Source organism: Variovorax sp. RCC_210, from assembly GCF_041355175.1.
In the GTDB taxonomy this organism is placed as follows: Bacteria; Pseudomonadota; Gammaproteobacteria; order Burkholderiales; family Burkholderiaceae_C; genus Variovorax.
In genome coordinates this window covers 1-16,664 of record NZ_JBFUPJ010000023.1, presented here as the reverse complement: position 1 = coordinate 16,664, position 16,664 = coordinate 1, and the positions used below count along the sequence as shown (strand labels likewise).

The following is a 16,664-nucleotide window of genomic DNA, read 5'->3' as shown; positions in this document are numbered from 1 at the left end:
TCGTCACTCCCCCGCCAGCGCCACGACCGGGTCCAGCCGCGCGGCATTGCGCGCGGGCATGAAACCGAAGATCACGCCCGTCAGCACCGCACATCCGAACGCGCCCACGCTCGCCGCCAGAGAGAACAGCACGGGCACGCCGGTAAGCAGCAGCCCCACGACGATGCCCAGCCCGGCGAGCACGCCCGCGGTGCCGCCCACCGACGTCACCAGAACCGCCTCGGTCATGAACTGGCGAAGAATGTCGCGCTGGCGCGCGCCCGTGGCCATGCGAATGCCGATCTCGCGCGTGCGCTCGCGCACCGTCATGAGCATCACGTTCATCACGCCGATGCCGCCCACGATGAGCGACACCACCGCGATCAGGCCGAGCATCAGCGTCATGGCGCGCGCCGTTTCGGTCTGCACGCGCAGCGCTTCCACCCGGTTCCAGATGCGCACCTCGCGCCCGGCCTGCTGGCGCGCCAGCTGCGCCTCGATGGCCTCGGCTGTTTCCTGCGCCCGCTCGATGTCGCGCACCTGCACCGCGATCCACGTCGGGTTCGGATGGCCGTAGATGCGGGTGGTGGCGGCAGACAGCGGCACCACCACGCGGTCGTCCTGGTCCTCGCCGTCGTTGGCCCCCTTGGCTGCGAGCACGCCCACCACCTGGAACGGCACCTTGTCGACCAATATGTCCTGGCCCACGGGGCTTTGCCCGTCGGCGAACAGCAGCTTGCGGACCGTCTGCCCGATCACCGCGACCTTGGCCACGCGCAACTCGTCCTCGGCGTCGAACATCACGCCCTCGGCCACGCCCCAGCCCAGCACGGAAGAGAAGCCGACCGTGGCGCCGCCGCCCTCGGTCAGGTGATCGACATTGCCGCGCCGTACCACCACCTTGTCTTCGATGTAGGGCGCCACGCCTTCCACGTTGGGCAGCATGCGGATGGCGTCCGCGTCGGCCAGCGTCAGCGGCGCGCCAGGGTTGCGGCTGCTCGCGACCTGCGCCGACACGAACATGGTGCGGGTGCCGAAGGTCTCGAACTGCGCCATCACCTTGGCCTGCGAGCCGCCCCCCACCGCCAGCATCACGATGACCGAGGCCACGCCGATGACGATGCCCAGCAGCGTGAGGCCCGTGCGAAAGCGGTTGCTCCACATCACGCGCCAGGCGGTGCGCGTGGCCTCGCGCATGTCTGCGAGCACCGAGGCGCCGCCGTGGCCGGGCTGCGGCGCGGGTGCCACCGAAGGCATTGCCGGCATTGCGCCAGTCGCCGATCGCGCCCCGGGTTGCGTTTCCCCCGAGTCCGCCACGACGCGCCCGTCGCTGATCTCGATGACCCGCCGCGCCTGCGCCGCCACCGAGCGGTCGTGCGTGATGAGGACGATGGTGTGGCCCGCGTCCGCCAGTTCGTGCAGCAGCGCCATCACCTCGGCGCCGCTCTTGCTGTCGAGCGCGCCGGTGGGCTCGTCGGCCAGGATGATGCGCCCGCCGTTCATCAACGCGCGCGCGATGGCCACGCGCTGCTGCTGGCCGCCCGACAGCTGGTGCGGCCGGTGGTGCAGCCGCCCGCCCATGCCCAGCCGCTGCAGCAGCGCGATGGCGCGCGCATGCCGCTCGGCCTCGGGCATGCCGGCGTAGAGCGCGGGAATCTCGGTGTTCTCCAGCACCGATTCGCTGGGCACCAGGTGGTAGCCCTGGAACACGAAGCCGAAGGCCTCGCGGCGCAGCCAGGCCAGCGCGTCGGCGTCGAAGGTGGACACGTCGCGCCCGTCGAACAGGTAGCGCCCCGCGCTGGCGCGGTCGAGGCAGCCGAGGATGTGCATGAGCGTGGACTTGCCCGAGCCCGAGGCACCGACGATGGCCACGAACTCGCCCGCATGCAGCCGCAGCGAGACGCCGTGCAGCACGGTGACGACCGGGCTGCCTTCGTCCTCGGCGTGCACCGCGCTTTCCTCCTTGCCTTTCTCTTCGCCCGCCGCCTCGCCGCCGTACGACTTGCGAATGTCCTGCAGCTCGATCAGCGGACGGCGCCCTTCCCCAGGCGGATGCTGCGGCGGCGTCATTCCCTGGCTGCCTTGCCCAGCACGATGCGCTCGCCGGCCTGCGCGCCGGCCAGCACCTGGGCCGACAACCGGTTGCGCACGCCGATGCGCAGTTCGCGCGGCTCCGCCTTGCCGTCGGCGCGCAGCACGCGCGCGGTGAAGCGGTCGTGGCTGCCCGCCACCGGCGTCAGCGCGGCCAGGGGCACCGACAGCACGTCCTTCTCGGCGTACTCGACGAAGGAGACCTTGGCGGTCATCTGCGGCATGAGCTCGCCGTCGGCGTTGTCCACGTCGAACAGCGCGGTGTAGACCACCACCTTGCTGGCCGCGGCCGACTGCTTCGAGCCGCCATCGCCGCCGCCCGACTTGGCCTCGGGCACCGGCGGCGCCGGCAGCAGCTGGCGCACCTTGCCCTGCCACTGGCGCCGGCTTTCGCCCAGCGTGGTGAAGTACACCGGCATGCCCGCCTTGATGCGGCGCACGTCGGCCTCCGACACCTCGGACCACACCGTCATCGCCGACAGGTCGGCAATGCGCAGCACATTGGGCGTCTGGTAGGTGGCGTTGAGCGTCTGGCCCTCGCGCGCCTCCACCGACACCACCGTGCCAGCAATGGGCGCGTAGATGCGGGTGTAGCCCAGGCGCGCCTCGTCGGCCTTGAGCGTGGCCTGGGTCTGCGCGATCTGCGCCTCGAAGTTGCGCACGCGCGCGGCCGCGGTGTCCAGCGCGGCCTCGGCGGCCTGCACGTCTTCGTCGCGCGTGGCGCCGTCGGCCGCCATCTGCCGCTGGCGCGTTTGCTGTTGCTGCGCGAGCCGGTGCTGCGCGCGCTGCTCGTCGCGCTGGGCCCGCAACCCGGCCAGCGAGGCGCGGCCCGCGTCGACCGTGGCCTGCTGCACGCTGGGATCGATCTCGACCAGCAACTGCCCTTTGGCGACCACGTCGCCGGGCTGCGCGTGCAGCGCCATGACCTGCCCCGACACCTGGGCGCCCACGTCCACATAGTGGCGCGGCTGCAGCACGCCGAGCGCCGTGACGCTCGACTCGATGGTGGTGCGTGCCACGGGCACCGATGCCACGTCCGCGCCCGCGCCGCGGGCCCAGAAGCTGGCGCCGGCCACCCCAGCCACCCCAGCCACAGCCACAGCCACAGCCACAAGCGACACCAGCACCAGGCCCACCACGTAGCGGCGCCCGGCGCCTTTGCTGGCACCTTTCAAATCGGCACCCCGCTAAGCAGAAAGACGCTGGCTGCGCGGCCGGGCATGAAAGCCCGACAGCGGCAGCATGCCGGTGGCGCCCGCGGACGCACCGGATGGCATGCTTTCCCGCTCGCCCGTCGTGGCCTTCGCAGCGCCCGCATGGCGGCATGCCGCGCAGGGGCCGTGGATCTGCACGTCGAACGCGCCCTGCGCCGGCAGCCCCCGGCTCGCCGCGACCCGCATCAGCACCTCGTGCAGGTCGCGGTCGTCGACCTCGGCGACCACGCCGCAACCGCCGCAGCGCATGCGCACCGCGCCTGAATCGGTATCGGGCGCTCTGTAGCGAAACACCGCGAGCGCACCGCCGCGGCTGCGCACCCATTCGCGCACGATCAGGCCGTTGTGCTCGAACTCCTTCAGGATGCGGTACACGGTGGTCAGGCTCACGGACGTTCCGCGCAGCAGCATGCGGCGGAACACCTCCTCGCCGCGTTGCGCCTCGGTGCCGGCGTCCGCCAGCGTCTGCAGCACGCAGAGGCGAACCACCGACGGCCGCAGCTGGGCCGCGCGCAGTTGCGCCATGAAGGCGGGTCGTTGCGGGCCCTGCGCCAGTGGCCATGCCTGCGCTTGCTCGTTCATGCGGCCAGGCTTTCGAGTCGGGTGCGCGGCCGGTCTTCCGCGATGCGGCCGGCGCGCATGGTGATGACGCGGTCGGCCAGGTGAAAGTAGCGGTCGTCGTGCGAGATCACCACCAGCAGGTGCCCCTTGGCGCGCAGCTCGGGGAGCAGCTCGGTATAGAAGAGATGGCGGAAGGTCGGGTCCTGGTCGGCGGCCCACTCGTCGAACACCAGCACCGGGCGGCCCTCGAGGTAGGCGTGCACCAGGGCCAGGCGCTTGCGCTGGCCGGTGGACAGGTCGGTGGTGGTGAAGGAGCCGTCCTTCACCGACACCTTGTGGGCGATCTCCAGGCGCTCCAGGTAGGGCAGCGCCGCCTCGGGCAGGCCCTTGGCGGTGCTCGCGGCACCGGCGGGCCCGTCGCTCACCAGGTCCTCGAACAGGTAGAAGTCGGAGAACACGGTGGTGAACAGCTGCCGGTAGTCGTCGCGGTCCTCGGGCGCCACGCCCTTGCCGTCGACCAGGATCTCGCCGCCCTGCGGCGCATAGAGGCCGAGCAGCAACTTGATCATGGTGGTCTTGCCCGAACCGTTGTCGCCCACCACGAAGACCAGCTCGCCCTTTTGCAGCCGCAGGTCGATCGGGCCGAGCACGAAGGGCTCGCTGCCTTCGGCCGCATCGAAGGCGTAGCGCACGCCGCGCAGTTCGATGGTGTCGCGCAGGTGGGCTTCACCGGGCGCGCCGTCCAGGTGCAGGTGCGGCTCGGGGCTGGCAAAGCGCGTCGACAGGTCGGCAATGCGCTGGAACGCCACCTTGGCGCGGCCCACGCCCGGCAGCGCGCCGGCGATCTGGTCCATCGGCCCCTTCAGGAACAGCAGCACCAGCACGAAACCGCTCAGCACCACCGGATCGGTGCTGCGAAACGCCGCCCAGCCCAGGATGAGCGCGATCAGCAGGAAGAACAGCGCCGAGCCGAAGGCCGTGGCAATCACGTAGGTGTTGATCGCCCTGCTGTTGATGACGCGGATGCTGTCCACGATGCGCTCGATCTGCTCGCCGAACACCAGCGCGCGGCGCGAGCGGTGCATGCGCAGCTCCTTGGCGCCCTCGCTGATGCCGCGGTAGGCCTTGTGCAGCTGCTCCTCGAAGTCGCGCGCCTTCCAGAAGCCGGCCACGCCGCGCGCCTGCGCCAGCATCTGTATCGACGCGCCCAGCACCAGCGCCACCAGCAGGATGCAGAACAGCGGAAACGACAGCACCGCCAGGTAAGCCAGGCACCCCAGCGCGATGGCCAGCGCAATGAGCGTTTCCGACAGCGCGAAGGCCACGTCGCTGATCATGTCCACGTCCTGCGACAGCACCGGCATGAGCCGGTGCGTGCGGTAGCGCTCCAGCGCGTCGATGGGCGCCGACAAGATCTTCTGGGCCAGGTTCTTGCGCACCTGCGACACCAGCCGCTGGCCGACCAGGTTGGTGGACACGTCGGAAATCACGCGCCCGAGCAGCGAGACCGCGCACAACGCCACGAAGGTCAGCAGCAGCCCACCGGCCAGCCCGCCCGGCGTGTTCAGCACGCGGTTGATGGTGGCCAGCAGCGACACCGTCGCCGCGCCCGCGCCGATGCCGGTGACCGCCGACAGCACGATCCACGGCAGGAATGGCTTCAGCAGGCGCCGGATCTCGGCGGCATTGCCGTTCGAAGTTGTCATGCGAAGGTCTTTCCGCCCGCGGGCGACTGCGGCCCGGCGGCAAACCTTCCTGCGGCCGGACACATAACGAATGGAAGACGGCCCGCGCTGTGCGCCGCGGCCGCCGGCAGCTTCGGGCTGCTCCTCTCTCAACGGGCTCGGCTGCGAAATGTTCATGCGCGGTGCCGTGAACACCAGCGCGCGCCGTGCGTCCTAGCTTCATGCACGCCGAATTTCGCCCGCCGCCCGGACACCTGTTCGTTCCCTGGGGCGCGGCCCAAGCCGCGGGCCGGGCCACACCTGGGGCCACCCCGCAGCCCGGACCATGATCGCGCTGCTGGAGCCGCTGTTCCAGGGCGACCATGCGCGCCATGGCGAGGCGCTGCAGTGCGCGCCGCGGCCGCCGGCCGACGCGCTGCGCGTGGCCGACCTGATTGCTCAGCCTCCGTTGCTGCTCGACCTGCTCCACCGCCAGGCCCGCCACCTGGGCGCGGACACGCGCGACCTGCGGCCGGTGGCATCCGCATGGAGCCTGGAATACCTGGGCATGTGGCTGCCGCCGATGGTGGCGGCGGCCAGCGTGCTGCAGCACGCCTTTCCGGCCGACCCGGAACATGTGTGGGTGCGCTTCGACGACGACGGCGATCCGCTCGGCTTTCACATCCGGGAGCTGGGCCGGCCCATGCCCGGCACCTCGGCGGCGCAGCGCTACGCGCCGATGTTCTGGCAGCACATGGCGCCGCTGTTCGCCGTGATCGGCCAGCTGACGCGCCTCGCGCCGAAGGTGCTCTGGAGCAATGCGGCCCGGCACCTGGAGACCATCCTGGAAGAGGCGCTGGCCCTCACCGGCGGCGCGGCGCCCATCGCGCAGGACCGCGACCGGCTGCTGCGCGACGCCACCTGGCCGCAGCCGCAGCGCACGCACCCGCTGTATGCGCCGCAGCGGCAGGTTCAAGTGCAAGCACCGGTGCGCCCGGCGCCCGAAGGCCGCCGCGAAACCCTCACGCTGTACCGCCACTGTTGCCTGAACCACCTGCTGCCCGGCGAAAGCCATTGCGGCCCCTGCCCCCTGGCCCCGGCGCACCGCAAGGGCCGCGCCGAGGCGCAAGACGCCTGACCCTTGCTGCGCCGGCTCGCCGCGCAGCCGTTTTCTTCCAACTTCATCACACGCCCATGTCCAAGACCAGACTCGTCTACATCCTGTCCCTGAGAAACGCGGCCGCCGACCAGGCCGGCCAGTTCATCGACTACAAGGGCGAGCAGCGCTACATGAAGTCGCCGCTCGAGTACCTCGCCGAGGCGCTGGACCGCACGCCGCTGGGCGACGCCTATTCGCTGGAAGGCATCGTCTACGACGACGACGCGAGCTCGCCGCGCGACCGCAAGGCGCTGCACGGCTACGGCTTCGCATGCGAGCCCGGCAAGAAATGGATCTTTCCGGCGCAGCTGAGCACCCAGGGCAAGCGGCTGAACGACATGCTGCACCCGATTGCCTCCACCTACCGTCAGCTGCCGCTGGACGCGCCCGAGCGCCCGAGCGCCAAGAGCGACTTCGAGCGCCGCCTGTTCGACAAGCTGGTGCAGCTGGAAGCCGACGTGGTCCTGCTCGACGGGCTGCTGGTGATCCTGGACGAGCTGGTGCGCCCGGGTGCGCCGTTTCACCGCAGGATCGCCAACATCCACCCCGGCATCACGCGGCTGGAGTCGCCCTACGAGCGCCGCGGCGCGCATGCCACGCTCGACGCGCTGTACGGCGCGCAGGGCAAGCGGGTGGTCGACTGGCAGACGATGGAAGCGGTCGACATCGCCCCCGTGGGCATGACCGGCGCGTCGTTCCACTACGTCGACAACGGCATCGACTCCGGCGAGGTCATCTTCGACGTGCTGAACACGAAGATAGAGCCGGGTGAATCGATCCTGGAGCTGCGCTGGAACAACTTCAACCACAGCCTGTTTCCGGCCATGCACCAGGGGCTGGCCTTGCTGGCCGAGAGGGTCGAGGCATGAACATCCGGCCGCGCGGCGCGTCATGTCCAGCAAGGGCCCCGGGCGAATCGCCGGGCCCTGTTCAACCACAGGAGTCGATCTTCAATGCAACACGTCCATGACCTGATCGGGGTCGGCTTCGGTCCGTCCAACATCGCGCTGGCCATCGCGCTCGAGGAAAAGCGCCACGCCGCACGCGCACTGGACGCGCTGTTCATCGAGAAGCAGCCGAGCTTCGCCTGGCACCCGCACATGCTGCTGGACCATGCCCACATGCAGATCTCGTTCTTGAAGGACCTGGCCACGCTGCGCAACCCGACCAGCCGCTTCACGTTCATCAACTACCTGTACGAAAAAGGCCGGCTCACCGACTTCGTCAACCTCAAGAGCTTCTTTCCGAGCCGCCACGAGTTCAACGACTACCTGTCGTGGGCCGCCGGGCAGTTCGACGACGCCTGCGCCTACGGCGAAGAGGTGTTCGAGGTGCTGCCCGAGGAGCGCAACGGCGAGGTGGCCCTGCTGCGCGTGCGCTCGCGCGACCCTGCGGGCAAGCTGGTCGAGCGGCTGGCGCGCAACCTGGTGGTGAGCATCGGCGGCATGGCCAACATCCCCGAGAGTTTTCGCACCTTCAGGAACGACCCGCGCGTGTTCCATTCGAGCAGCTACCTGCAGGACATCGCGCAGCTCGGGCATGCGCGGCGGGTGGCCGTGGTGGGCGCGGGCCAGAGCGCCGCGGAGATCTTCATGGACCTGCAGGGCCGCCCGGGCGCGCCGCAGGTCGACCTCATCACGCGTGCGCGCTCCATTCGGCCGGCCGACGACAGCCCGTTCGTGAACGAGATCTTCAACGCCGAGTTCACCGACTACACCTTCAGCCGCTCCGACGACGAGCGCGCCGCGCTGCTGGACGAGTTCTGGCACACCAACTACGCCGTGGCCGACCTGGAGCTGATCCAGCAGATCTTCAAGGCCTTCTACCAGCAGCGCGTGACCGGCGGCGACCGCCTGCGCCTGCTGCGCCGGCACGACATCCGCGGCGTTGCGGCAGACGCCGGCGGCGTGCACCTCACGCTGTGGGACCAGAACGCCTTGCGCGAAAGCACCGTGCGCTACGACGCCGTGGTGCTGGCCACCGGGTACGCCCGGGAACACCACAAGACGCTGCTGTCGCCGCTGGCGGCCTGGCTGGGCGACCACGCGGTCGACCGCCACTACCGGCTGCAAGCCACGCCCGACTTCCACCCCGCCATCTACCTGCAGGGCGCTTGCGAGGACTCGCACGGGCTGAGCGACACGCTGCTGTCGGTCACCTCGGTGCGCACGGGGGAAATCGGCAGCGCGCTGCTGGCCACGCCGCCGCATTCGGCCACCTCGGCCACTGCGCCCAACGCGCCCGCTTCAGCGGGATCGCCCGGCTCGCACGCTCACGCCCACGCCCACGCGCGCCAGCACCGCGAGGCCGTCGGGACCTGAGCGCTTCTGCGCGCGCGGACCGCGGCGTCCGAAAAATTCGTGACGGGGTGTCTCTGTTTTTTGAGTTCGAACGTCTTACTCATAGAAGCGCCAGAGGCCGGAAATCGGGCTGACATGCGCTCCCGACCGTGAATACGTCTTGCCTTGAAACACTGGAGTCCTAGCCTTATGCGTCCCCTGCCCCGCCAACACCTGCTGAATGCCGCGCTCGCGGCGGCCTTCGGAACCGCCCTCGGCCTGCTGAGCCCCGTTGCCGTGGCGCAAACGGCGGGGCGGGCCGCGGTGCAGGTGTTCCAGATCAACGTGCCGGCCCAGCCGGTGACCGCCGCGCTGAACGAGCTGTCGCGCCAGACCGGCGTGCAGGTGTTCGCCGCCGGCGACGTGGTGGCCGGCGTCGGCTCCAGCGCGGTCTCGGGCAGGCTCACCGTGGCCCAGGCCCTCGACACGCTGCTCGCGGGCACCTCGCTGCGCGCCACCCGCACCGAGAACGGCGGCTATGCCATCCGCCGCGCGGCCGACCTGCCGGCCTCTTCGTCCGCGCTGCCGACGGTCACCGTCACGGCCGAAGGCGCCGCCGAGACGGCCGCGGGCCCGCTGAAGGGCTACGTCGCCAAACGCAACGCCACCGGCACCAAGACCGACACGCCCATCATCGAGACGCCGCAGTCGATTTCGGTGGTCACCTCCGACTTCATCGAGGCGACCGGCGCGCTGCGGCTGAAAGACGCGCTGGCCTACACACCAGGCATCAATGTGTCGCCCTGGGGCGCGGACTCGCGCTTCGACTGGACCATCATCCGCGGCTTCGACGCGCAGACGCCCGGCTACTACCTGGACGGCCTGCAACTGCGCAACAACAACAGCTGGGCCATCTGGCAGACCGAGAACTACGGCACCGAGCGCATCGAGGTGCTGCGCGGCCCGTCGTCGGTGCTGTATGGGCAGACCGGCCCGGGCGGCATGATCAACGTGGTCAGCAAGCGGCCCACCGAGGAGCCCCTGCGCGAGTTGCAGGTGCAGTTCGGCGACAACTCGCGCCGCCAGATCGCGGGCGACTTCTCGGGCCCGCTGGACAGCGAAGGCAAGGTGCTCTACCGCATCACCGGACTGGCGCGCGACGCCAAGCTGGAAGGCAGCGGGCTGCCGAACAACCGCATCTTCCTGGCCCCCTCGATCACCTGGCGCCCGTCGAGCGACACCTCGCTCACGGTGCTGTCGCACTACCTGCGCATTCGCGACGGAAGCTCCTACGGCAGCTTCCCCGAGGTCGGCACGCTGCTGCCCAACCCCAACGGCCGCTTCTCGCCGAAGACCTACGTGGGCGAGCCGGGCTTCGACCACTTCAACCAGGACCAGTGGATGGTCGGCTACCTGCTCGACCACCGCGTGAACGACACCTGGACGCTGCGCCAGAACGTGCGCTACGGCTCGATCAAGGTCGACTACCGCCAGGTCTACAACCAGGCCGACTTCGCCGTCGTCAACCCCGACGTGCCCGAAGACCCGGCCAACTTTCGCGTGCTGAACCGGTTCCCGTTCGGCAGCAAGGAAAGCGCGCGGCTCTTCACCATCGACAACCAGGCACAGGCCAAGGTCAAGCTCGGCGACTGGCAGCACACCTTCCTGTTCGGCCTGGACGCCCAGCGCTCGCGCAACTACCAGCGCACCTACAACGCGGGCACGGTCTCGGGCATCGACGGCTACAACCCGGTGTACACCAACGACGTCGTTCCCTCCGACCCCTGGTTCGACGCCAAGACCAGCCTGACGCAGACCGGCGTCTACCTGCAGGACCAGATCAAGTGGGGCAACTGGGTGGCCACGCTGGGCGGGCGCTACGACAGCGCCCACACCGACTACAACAGCTACATCGACGGCACCACCGCACGCTTCTCGGACCACAAGTTCACCAGCCGCGCGGGCCTGGTGTACCTGCACCCGAGCGGCTGGGCTCCGTATTTCAGCTACTCGGAGTCGTTCTCGCCGACGGCGACGCTGGACCCCGAGACCAACCAGCCGCTGAAGCCCGAGACCGGCCGCCAGTACGAGGTGGGCGTGCGCTACCAGCCGCTGGACGGCAAGAGCAAGTACAGCGCCGCGATCTTCGACCTGCGCCGCAAGAACTACATCACCTACACCGCGGACTTCCTGCCCAAGCAGACAGGCGAGATCCTGGTGCGCGGGCTCGAGCTGGAGGCCGCATTCCAGCCGGTGAAGAACATGAACGTGGTGGCCGCCTACACCTACACGCCCAAGGCCATCGTCACGGCCAGCAGCACGGAGAGCGAGATCGGCAAGCAGATGCAGGCCGTGTCGAGGAACCAGCTGTCGGTGTGGAGCGACTACCGCTTCGACTCGGGCATCAAGGTGGGCCTGGGTGCGCGCTTCATGGGGTCCAACCATGGCTACCAGGAATCCGCGGGCGCCAAGGTGCCGTCGTACACCGTGGTCGATGGCTTGGTGGGCTACGACTGGCAGCGCTGGAGCCTGGCGCTGAACCTGCGCAACCTGACCAACAAGACCTACATCAGCAACTGCAGCTCCGGCAGCTGCCGCTACGGCGAGCTGCGCAAGGTGGTGGCGACGGCGACCTACCGCTTCTGAGCACCCAGCCGGCCGAGACCGGCCGGCTGCGGGCGGGGTCGAACACGCAAGAAAAGCGGCCTTCATTCGTGAAGGCCGCTTTTTCTTTGGTTCGCGGGCCGGAGCCCGCTTCCTTTCTCCTGCTTTTCCTGCTCTTTTGCTAGGCAGACACCTGCGCCTGCGCGAGGTGCCGCTTCAGGCTCGCCAGCATCCGCGGATGGCGAACGATGCTCAGGTGGTCCGCGTCGGGCACGATCTCCGTCGACAGCACCGCGGCGCTGTCCGACCAGTTGCGCAGCACGCCATGCTCCTTGAGCGACGCGTCGGCCAGGAAGACATGCACCGGCGTCTCGATGCGCTCCGCGTTGGCGCGCCGCGCACGCACGCGCTTGTCCAGGCGGATCCACATCTCGCATTCGAGCGCTTCCTCGCCCGGGCCGTCGAGCGGAAACTCGCGCGCGGCGAACAGCACCTGCTCGCGCACGAAGTCACGCTCGGTCTCGTCCATGCGCGCCAGCAGCGCGTGCCAGCGCGAGGCCATGTCGGAGCGCGCCAGCCAGGCGGCCAGGGCCTGCTCGGCCTCGCCGCGCTGCGCGTCGTTCAGGGTGCGCGACGGCTGCAGCGGTTCGTTCTCGAACACGTCGACCATGCCGACGAACTCGATCTCGATGCCCCTGCCCCGCAGTTGCCGCACCACTTCGACCGCCAGCTCGCCACCGGAGGACCAGCCAAGCAGCGCGCAGCGCGCCTGCGAAGCCGTTGCCGCGATGAAGCCGGCGTACTCCGCCGCGATGGCCTGCACGTCGAAGCCGCGCCAGCGGTTGCGAGTGAAGACATGGCACGCAAAACCGTACACCGGTCGATCGTCCTGCAGCGCCTGCGCCAGCGGCAGGAACTCGCGCGAGTTGACCATGAGGCCCGGCAGGCAATACAGCGGCGTTCCCGCGCCGGTGGCGCTCAAGCAGACGGCGTTGTGCTCCTGCGCGAACTTCTGGCGCAGGCGCGCAGCCAGGTCCTGCAGCGACGCGCTCTGCAGCACGTCGATGAGCGACAGCCAGCCGCCGCCCGGCACCCTGTCGCGGATGCGCGCCATGAGCTTGAGGCTCACGATGGAATCGCCGCCGAGTTCGAAGAAGTTGTCGGTGCGGCCTACGCGGGGCACGTTCAGTACCTCGGCCCAGATGGTTGCAAGCGCTTGCTCGACTTCGCCTTCTGGCGCTTCGTACGCTTTGTCGCTCGTGAACTCCGGTGCGGGAAACGCCTTGCGGTCTACCTTGCCATTGGCGTTCAGCGGGAGTGCGTCGAGGACCATGAGGACGCTGGGGACCATGTAGTCAGGCAGCGCTTCACCCAGGCGCTGCCTCAGCGCTCCCGTGTCGATGCTGTTGCCAGCGACATAGCCGACCAGTCTTGTGCCCGCGGGGCTTTCGTTTGCCACGACGACCGCTTCTCGCACTTCTGGCTGCGCCTGCAGCTGCGCCTCGATCTCTCCCAGCTCGATACGGAAGCCCCGCACCTTCACCTGGTGGTCGATTCGGCCCAAGTATTCCAGTTGGCCCTCGTTGTTCCAGCGCACCAGGTCGCCTGTTTTATAGAGGCGCTGTCCATCGTTGGCCGCCACGAACCGCTCAGCCGTAAGCCCTGCGCGCTTCAGGTAGCCGCGCGCCAGCCCTTCGCCGCTCACATACAGCTCGCCCGCCACCCCCATCGGCACCAACCCCAGTTCGCCGTCCAGCACCTGCATGCCCAGGTCCGCGATCGCCACGCCCACCGGGCTGCGCTGCTGCCCCAGGTCCGCCTGCGTGATCCGGCGGTACGTCACGTGCACCGTCGTCTCGGTGATGCCGTACATGTTGATCAGCTGCGGCCTGTCGTCATCGAAGTGCGCCATCCAGGGCCGCAGACGCTGCGGGTCCAGCGCTTCGCCGCCGAAGATCACCACGCGCAGCGCCAGGTCGTTCTGCTCGTTTTTCTCGTTTTTCTCGTTCTTGTAGGTCTGCGGCAACGCCACCAGCTGCCCGAAGGCCGAGGGCGTCTGGTTGAGCACCGTCACGCGTTGCGCGCGAAGCAGCTGAAGAAAATCTTCCGGCGAGCGGCTCACCCAGAACGGCACCACCACCAGCTTGCCCCCGGTGCACAGCGCACCGAAGATCTCCCACACCGAGAAGTCGAAGGCGTAGGAGTGGAACAGCGTCCAGACGTCGTGCTCGCCGAAGCCGAACCACGGCTCGGTGGCCTGCAGCAGGCGCGTCACGTTGCGGTGGCACAGCTGCGCGCCCTTGGGGCGACCTGTAGAGCCCGAGGTGTAGATGACGTAGGCGAGGTTCTCGCCGTGGGTGTTCACATCAGGGTCTGCTTCGGACTCCGTGGAAGTGTCCAGCATGTCCAGTGCCAGGACGTGGACCGACTCGGCGCCCGGCAAAGAACCCAGATGGCTCTGGGTCAGCAGCAGTTCGATGCCGCTGTCTTGCACCATGTAGGCCAGGCGGTCCGCCGGGTACTCGGGGTCCAGGGGGACATAGGCGCCGCCGGCCTTGAGGACGCCCAGGATGCCCACGACCATTTCGATGGAGCGCTCCACCGCGATGCCGACACGGCTCTCGGGCTTCACGCCCAGCGCGATCAGGCGGTGTGCGAGCCGGTTGGCACGTGCGTTGAGTTCGCCGTAGCTCAGGGCTTCGTCGCCGAAGGCCAGCGCGGGTGCTTGGGGTCTGGCGTGCGCGTGGCGTTCAATCAGGTGGTGGATCGGCGCGCCATTGATTTCATCTGTGTGGCCTTGGCGCTGCGCGCCCCAGGCTGCAAGCTGGTCACGCTCGACGCGCGAAAGCACGACCAGTTCGCGGACCGGCTGCGCAGGACGCGTCTCCAGCGCGGCCACGATGCCATCGACGGCCATGCGCATGAAACCGCAGATGCGCTGCGCGTCCACTGCTTCATGAATCTGTGCCACGAGCTCGAAGCCCTCGCCCAGGTCGTCCACGGACATGCCGAAGGGATAGTTCGTGCGCTCCTGGCCGCCGAGGTCGTCCATGCCTTCCCAGGCCGGCGTGGCTTCCTGGCCTTCGGGCATTTCGGGTTCGGGGCTGTAGCGGTAGTTGAGCAATGCGGAGAACAGCGGCGTGCCACCCGGTAGCGCGCTGCAGCGCTGGGCCAATGAGAGGTTGGCGTGCTCGTGGTGAAGAAGCTGGGTCAGTGCTGCGTGGGTTTCCTTCACGCACTGGGCCACGCCCTGTGCGCCGAGCTTCACGCGCAGCGGCAGCGTGTTGATGAACAGGCCCAGTGCGCGTTGGGCACCGTCTCCGCCTTGCATCCGGCCGAACAGCACGGTCCCGAACACGACATCGTCCTTGCCCGTCGTCTTGGCCAACACCAAGGCCCAGGCCAGATGGAACAACGTGGCTGCGCTCACGCCGTGGCGCTGCGCTTCGCGTCGGATCTGCTGCGCAAGTTGCGGTTCGAGCTTCAGTCTTGCCTCTTCTACTCGCGTGCCGTCGCCTTGCACATCGAGAAGATTGAAGGGAGCCGTCGGCTCGTCCACATCGCCCAGCATCTGGGTGAAGAAGGCTTCGTGCTCCGCTTGACTCACGCCGAGGCGGGCCTGGGCGACATAGTTCCGGAAGGGAATCGGTTCGGGCAAGTCCTCGTAGCGTCCCTGTTGGATCAGCGAGATTTCCTCGATCAGGAAGTCCAGCGTCGTGTGGTCGAGCACCATGTGGTGGCTGGGCAGCTGCAGCAGCCAGCGTCCCTGCACCGGGTCATAGGCCGCGACGGCGCGGATCATCGGTGCCTGCTGCACGTCGATGCGGTAGTGCGCCGGATCGACATGGGCATTCAGCTGCTCAGCCGCCTTGGAAGACTCGACGCCAAGCCACTGCAGCTTCAGCTCGGCATGGCGATGCACGACCTGTACCGGCTCTTTCAAGCCTTCCCACAGCACGGCAGTGCGCAGGATGTCATGGCGGGCGATGACCTGATTGAAGCTGGCGGTGAAGCGCTCCAGCCGTTCTTTGCTGTCGAAGCTCAGTGAATGCGAGGTGATGTACGCATCACCTGCGGTCTGCAGCAGATGATGGAACAGCATGCCCTCTTGCAATGGGGCCAGCGGATAGATGTCCTGGATGTTCGAGGCGCCGCCGGGGACAGCGGATTCGATGCGTGCAATCTGTGCGGCGTCAAGATCGATCAATGGCAGCATGCCGGGCTCGATGGCTTCGCAGACCTCGGGAATGCGGTTCGGCGGCACGACCACTTCGACGCGCCCCTGCTCTTGGAGCAGAGCTTGGGCGAAGGCCGCGAGTTGCGGGTGCTGGAACAGCGTTCGCACCTGAACGGTCCAGCCCTTCGCGCGCACGCTTTCCAGCAAACGAAGCGCCAGCAATGAGTGACCGCCCAGTTCGAAGAAATTGTTGGTGCGGCCTACGCGGGGCACGTTCAGGACTTCGGACCAGATAGTTGCAAGCGCTTGCTCGACTTCGCCTTCTGGCGCTTCATAAGCTCTGTCGTTCGTGAACTCCGGTGCGGGGAGCGCCTTGCGGTCGACCTTGCCGTTCGCGTTCAGTGGGAGTGCGTCGAGGACCATGATGACGCTGGGGACCATGTAGTCGGGCAGCGCTTCGCCCAGTCGCTCCCTTAGCGTTGCCGTGTCGATGTTGTTGCCGGAGACGTAGCCGACGAGCCTTGCTTCGTTTGCTATGACGACTGCTTCTCGCACTTCGGGCTGGGCTTGGAGTTGGGCTTCGATCTCGCCCAGCTCGATGCGGAAGCCGCGAACCTTCACCTGGTGGTCGATGCGGCCCAGGTACTCCAGCTGGCCCTCGTTGTTCCAACGGACCAGGTCGCCCGTGCGGTACAGGCGTTGTCCATCATTGGCCGCTACAAACCGCTCAGCAGTAAGGCCTGACCGCTTCAGGTAGCCGCGCGCAAGGTTGACGCCGCCCAGATACAACTCTCCAGCGACGCCGGCAGGCACTTCGTTGAGGCTCGCGTCCAGCACGTACGCCTGTGTCTCGCTGATCGGCCTGCCGATGGGTACTTGCGTGCTGCCGTCGTCGCGGCACGTCCACTGGGTGACGTGGATCGTCGTTTCTGTCGG

Annotated in this window: 9 protein-coding genes; 4 read left to right on the top strand and 5 right to left on the bottom strand. The window is 68.4% G+C overall.

The features are described from left to right. Positions 1-3 precede the first annotated feature (3 nt). From AB6807_RS37135 to AB6807_RS37120, 4 genes are read right to left on the bottom strand one after another with little or no spacing between them, the layout of a single operon-like run. On the bottom strand, positions 4-2,049 hold the full coding sequence (locus AB6807_RS37135; RefSeq protein WP_371088506.1) for an ABC transporter permease: 2,046 nt from the start codon (positions 2,047-2,049) through the stop codon (positions 4-6). After that, positions 2,046-3,206 carry an efflux RND transporter periplasmic adaptor subunit gene (locus tag AB6807_RS37130; RefSeq protein WP_371088562.1) on the bottom strand — a complete coding sequence of 387 codons (1,161 nt, stop codon included), beginning with the start codon at positions 3,204-3,206 and terminating at the stop codon, positions 2,046-2,048. Before AB6807_RS37130 ends, AB6807_RS37135 begins: the two co-directional genes overlap by 4 nt. A 51-nt stretch (positions 3,207-3,257) precedes the next feature. Beyond that, on the bottom strand, positions 3,258-3,866 hold the full coding sequence (locus tag AB6807_RS37125) for a Fur family transcriptional regulator (protein WP_371088505.1): 609 nt from the start codon (positions 3,864-3,866) through the stop codon (positions 3,258-3,260). Continuing rightward, the gene (locus AB6807_RS37120) at positions 3,863-5,551 is read right to left on the bottom strand and encodes a cyclic peptide export ABC transporter (protein WP_116912727.1); all 1,689 of its coding nucleotides are present in this window, start codon (positions 5,549-5,551) and stop codon (positions 3,863-3,865) included. The genes AB6807_RS37125 and AB6807_RS37120 overlap by 4 nt, the downstream gene beginning before the upstream one ends. A 304-nt stretch (positions 5,552-5,855) precedes the next feature. Here AB6807_RS37120 and fhuF point away from each other — a divergent pair, with 304 nt between their 5' ends. The 4 genes from fhuF to AB6807_RS37100 all read left to right on the top strand — a co-directional run bounded on the left by fhuF (position 5,856) and on the right by AB6807_RS37100 (position 11,593). Beyond that, positions 5,856-6,647, top strand: a complete 792-nt coding sequence (gene fhuF / locus AB6807_RS37115; protein ID WP_371088504.1) for a siderophore-iron reductase FhuF — start codon at positions 5,856-5,858, stop codon at positions 6,645-6,647. A gap of 56 nt (positions 6,648-6,703) precedes the next feature. Beyond that, positions 6,704-7,537, top strand: a complete 834-nt coding sequence (locus tag AB6807_RS37110) for a N(5)-hydroxyornithine transformylase PvdF (protein ID WP_371088503.1) — start codon at positions 6,704-6,706, stop codon at positions 7,535-7,537. Between the two features lie 84 nt (positions 7,538-7,621). Continuing rightward, the gene (locus AB6807_RS37105; RefSeq protein WP_371088502.1) at positions 7,622-8,989 is read left to right on the top strand and encodes a lysine N(6)-hydroxylase/L-ornithine N(5)-oxygenase family protein; all 1,368 of its coding nucleotides are present in this window, start codon (positions 7,622-7,624) and stop codon (positions 8,987-8,989) included. Positions 8,990-9,157: 168 nt separating this feature from the next. Beyond that, complete coding sequence (locus tag AB6807_RS37100; protein ID WP_371088501.1) at positions 9,158-11,593, top strand: TonB-dependent siderophore receptor; 2,436 nt, start codon at positions 9,158-9,160, stop codon at positions 11,591-11,593. Positions 11,594-11,732: 139 nt separating this feature from the next. Here AB6807_RS37100 and AB6807_RS37095 read toward each other — a convergent pair. After that, positions 11,733-16,664: amino acid adenylation domain-containing protein (locus AB6807_RS37095; protein ID WP_371088500.1), on the bottom strand; the 4,932-nt coding region annotated here is incomplete at its 5' end.

Excerpts from the sequence above, each read along its gene's own strand:
- AB6807_RS37135 (WP_371088506.1), bottom strand. The coding sequence starts at position 2,049 with ATGACGCCGCCGCAGCATCCGCCTGGGGAAGGGCGCCGTCCGCTGATC.
- AB6807_RS37125 (WP_371088505.1), bottom strand. The coding sequence starts at position 3,866 with ATGAACGAGCAAGCGCAGGCATGGCCACTGGCGCAGGGCCCGCAACGA.
- AB6807_RS37120 (WP_116912727.1), bottom strand. The coding sequence starts at position 5,551 with ATGACAACTTCGAACGGCAATGCCGCCGAGATCCGGCGCCTGCTGAAG.
- fhuF (WP_371088504.1), top strand. The coding sequence starts at position 5,856 with ATGATCGCGCTGCTGGAGCCGCTGTTCCAGGGCGACCATGCGCGCCAT.
- AB6807_RS37110 (WP_371088503.1), top strand. The coding sequence starts at position 6,704 with ATGTCCAAGACCAGACTCGTCTACATCCTGTCCCTGAGAAACGCGGCC.
- AB6807_RS37105 (WP_371088502.1), top strand. The coding sequence starts at position 7,622 with ATGCAACACGTCCATGACCTGATCGGGGTCGGCTTCGGTCCGTCCAAC.
- AB6807_RS37100 (WP_371088501.1), top strand. The coding sequence starts at position 9,158 with ATGCGTCCCCTGCCCCGCCAACACCTGCTGAATGCCGCGCTCGCGGCG.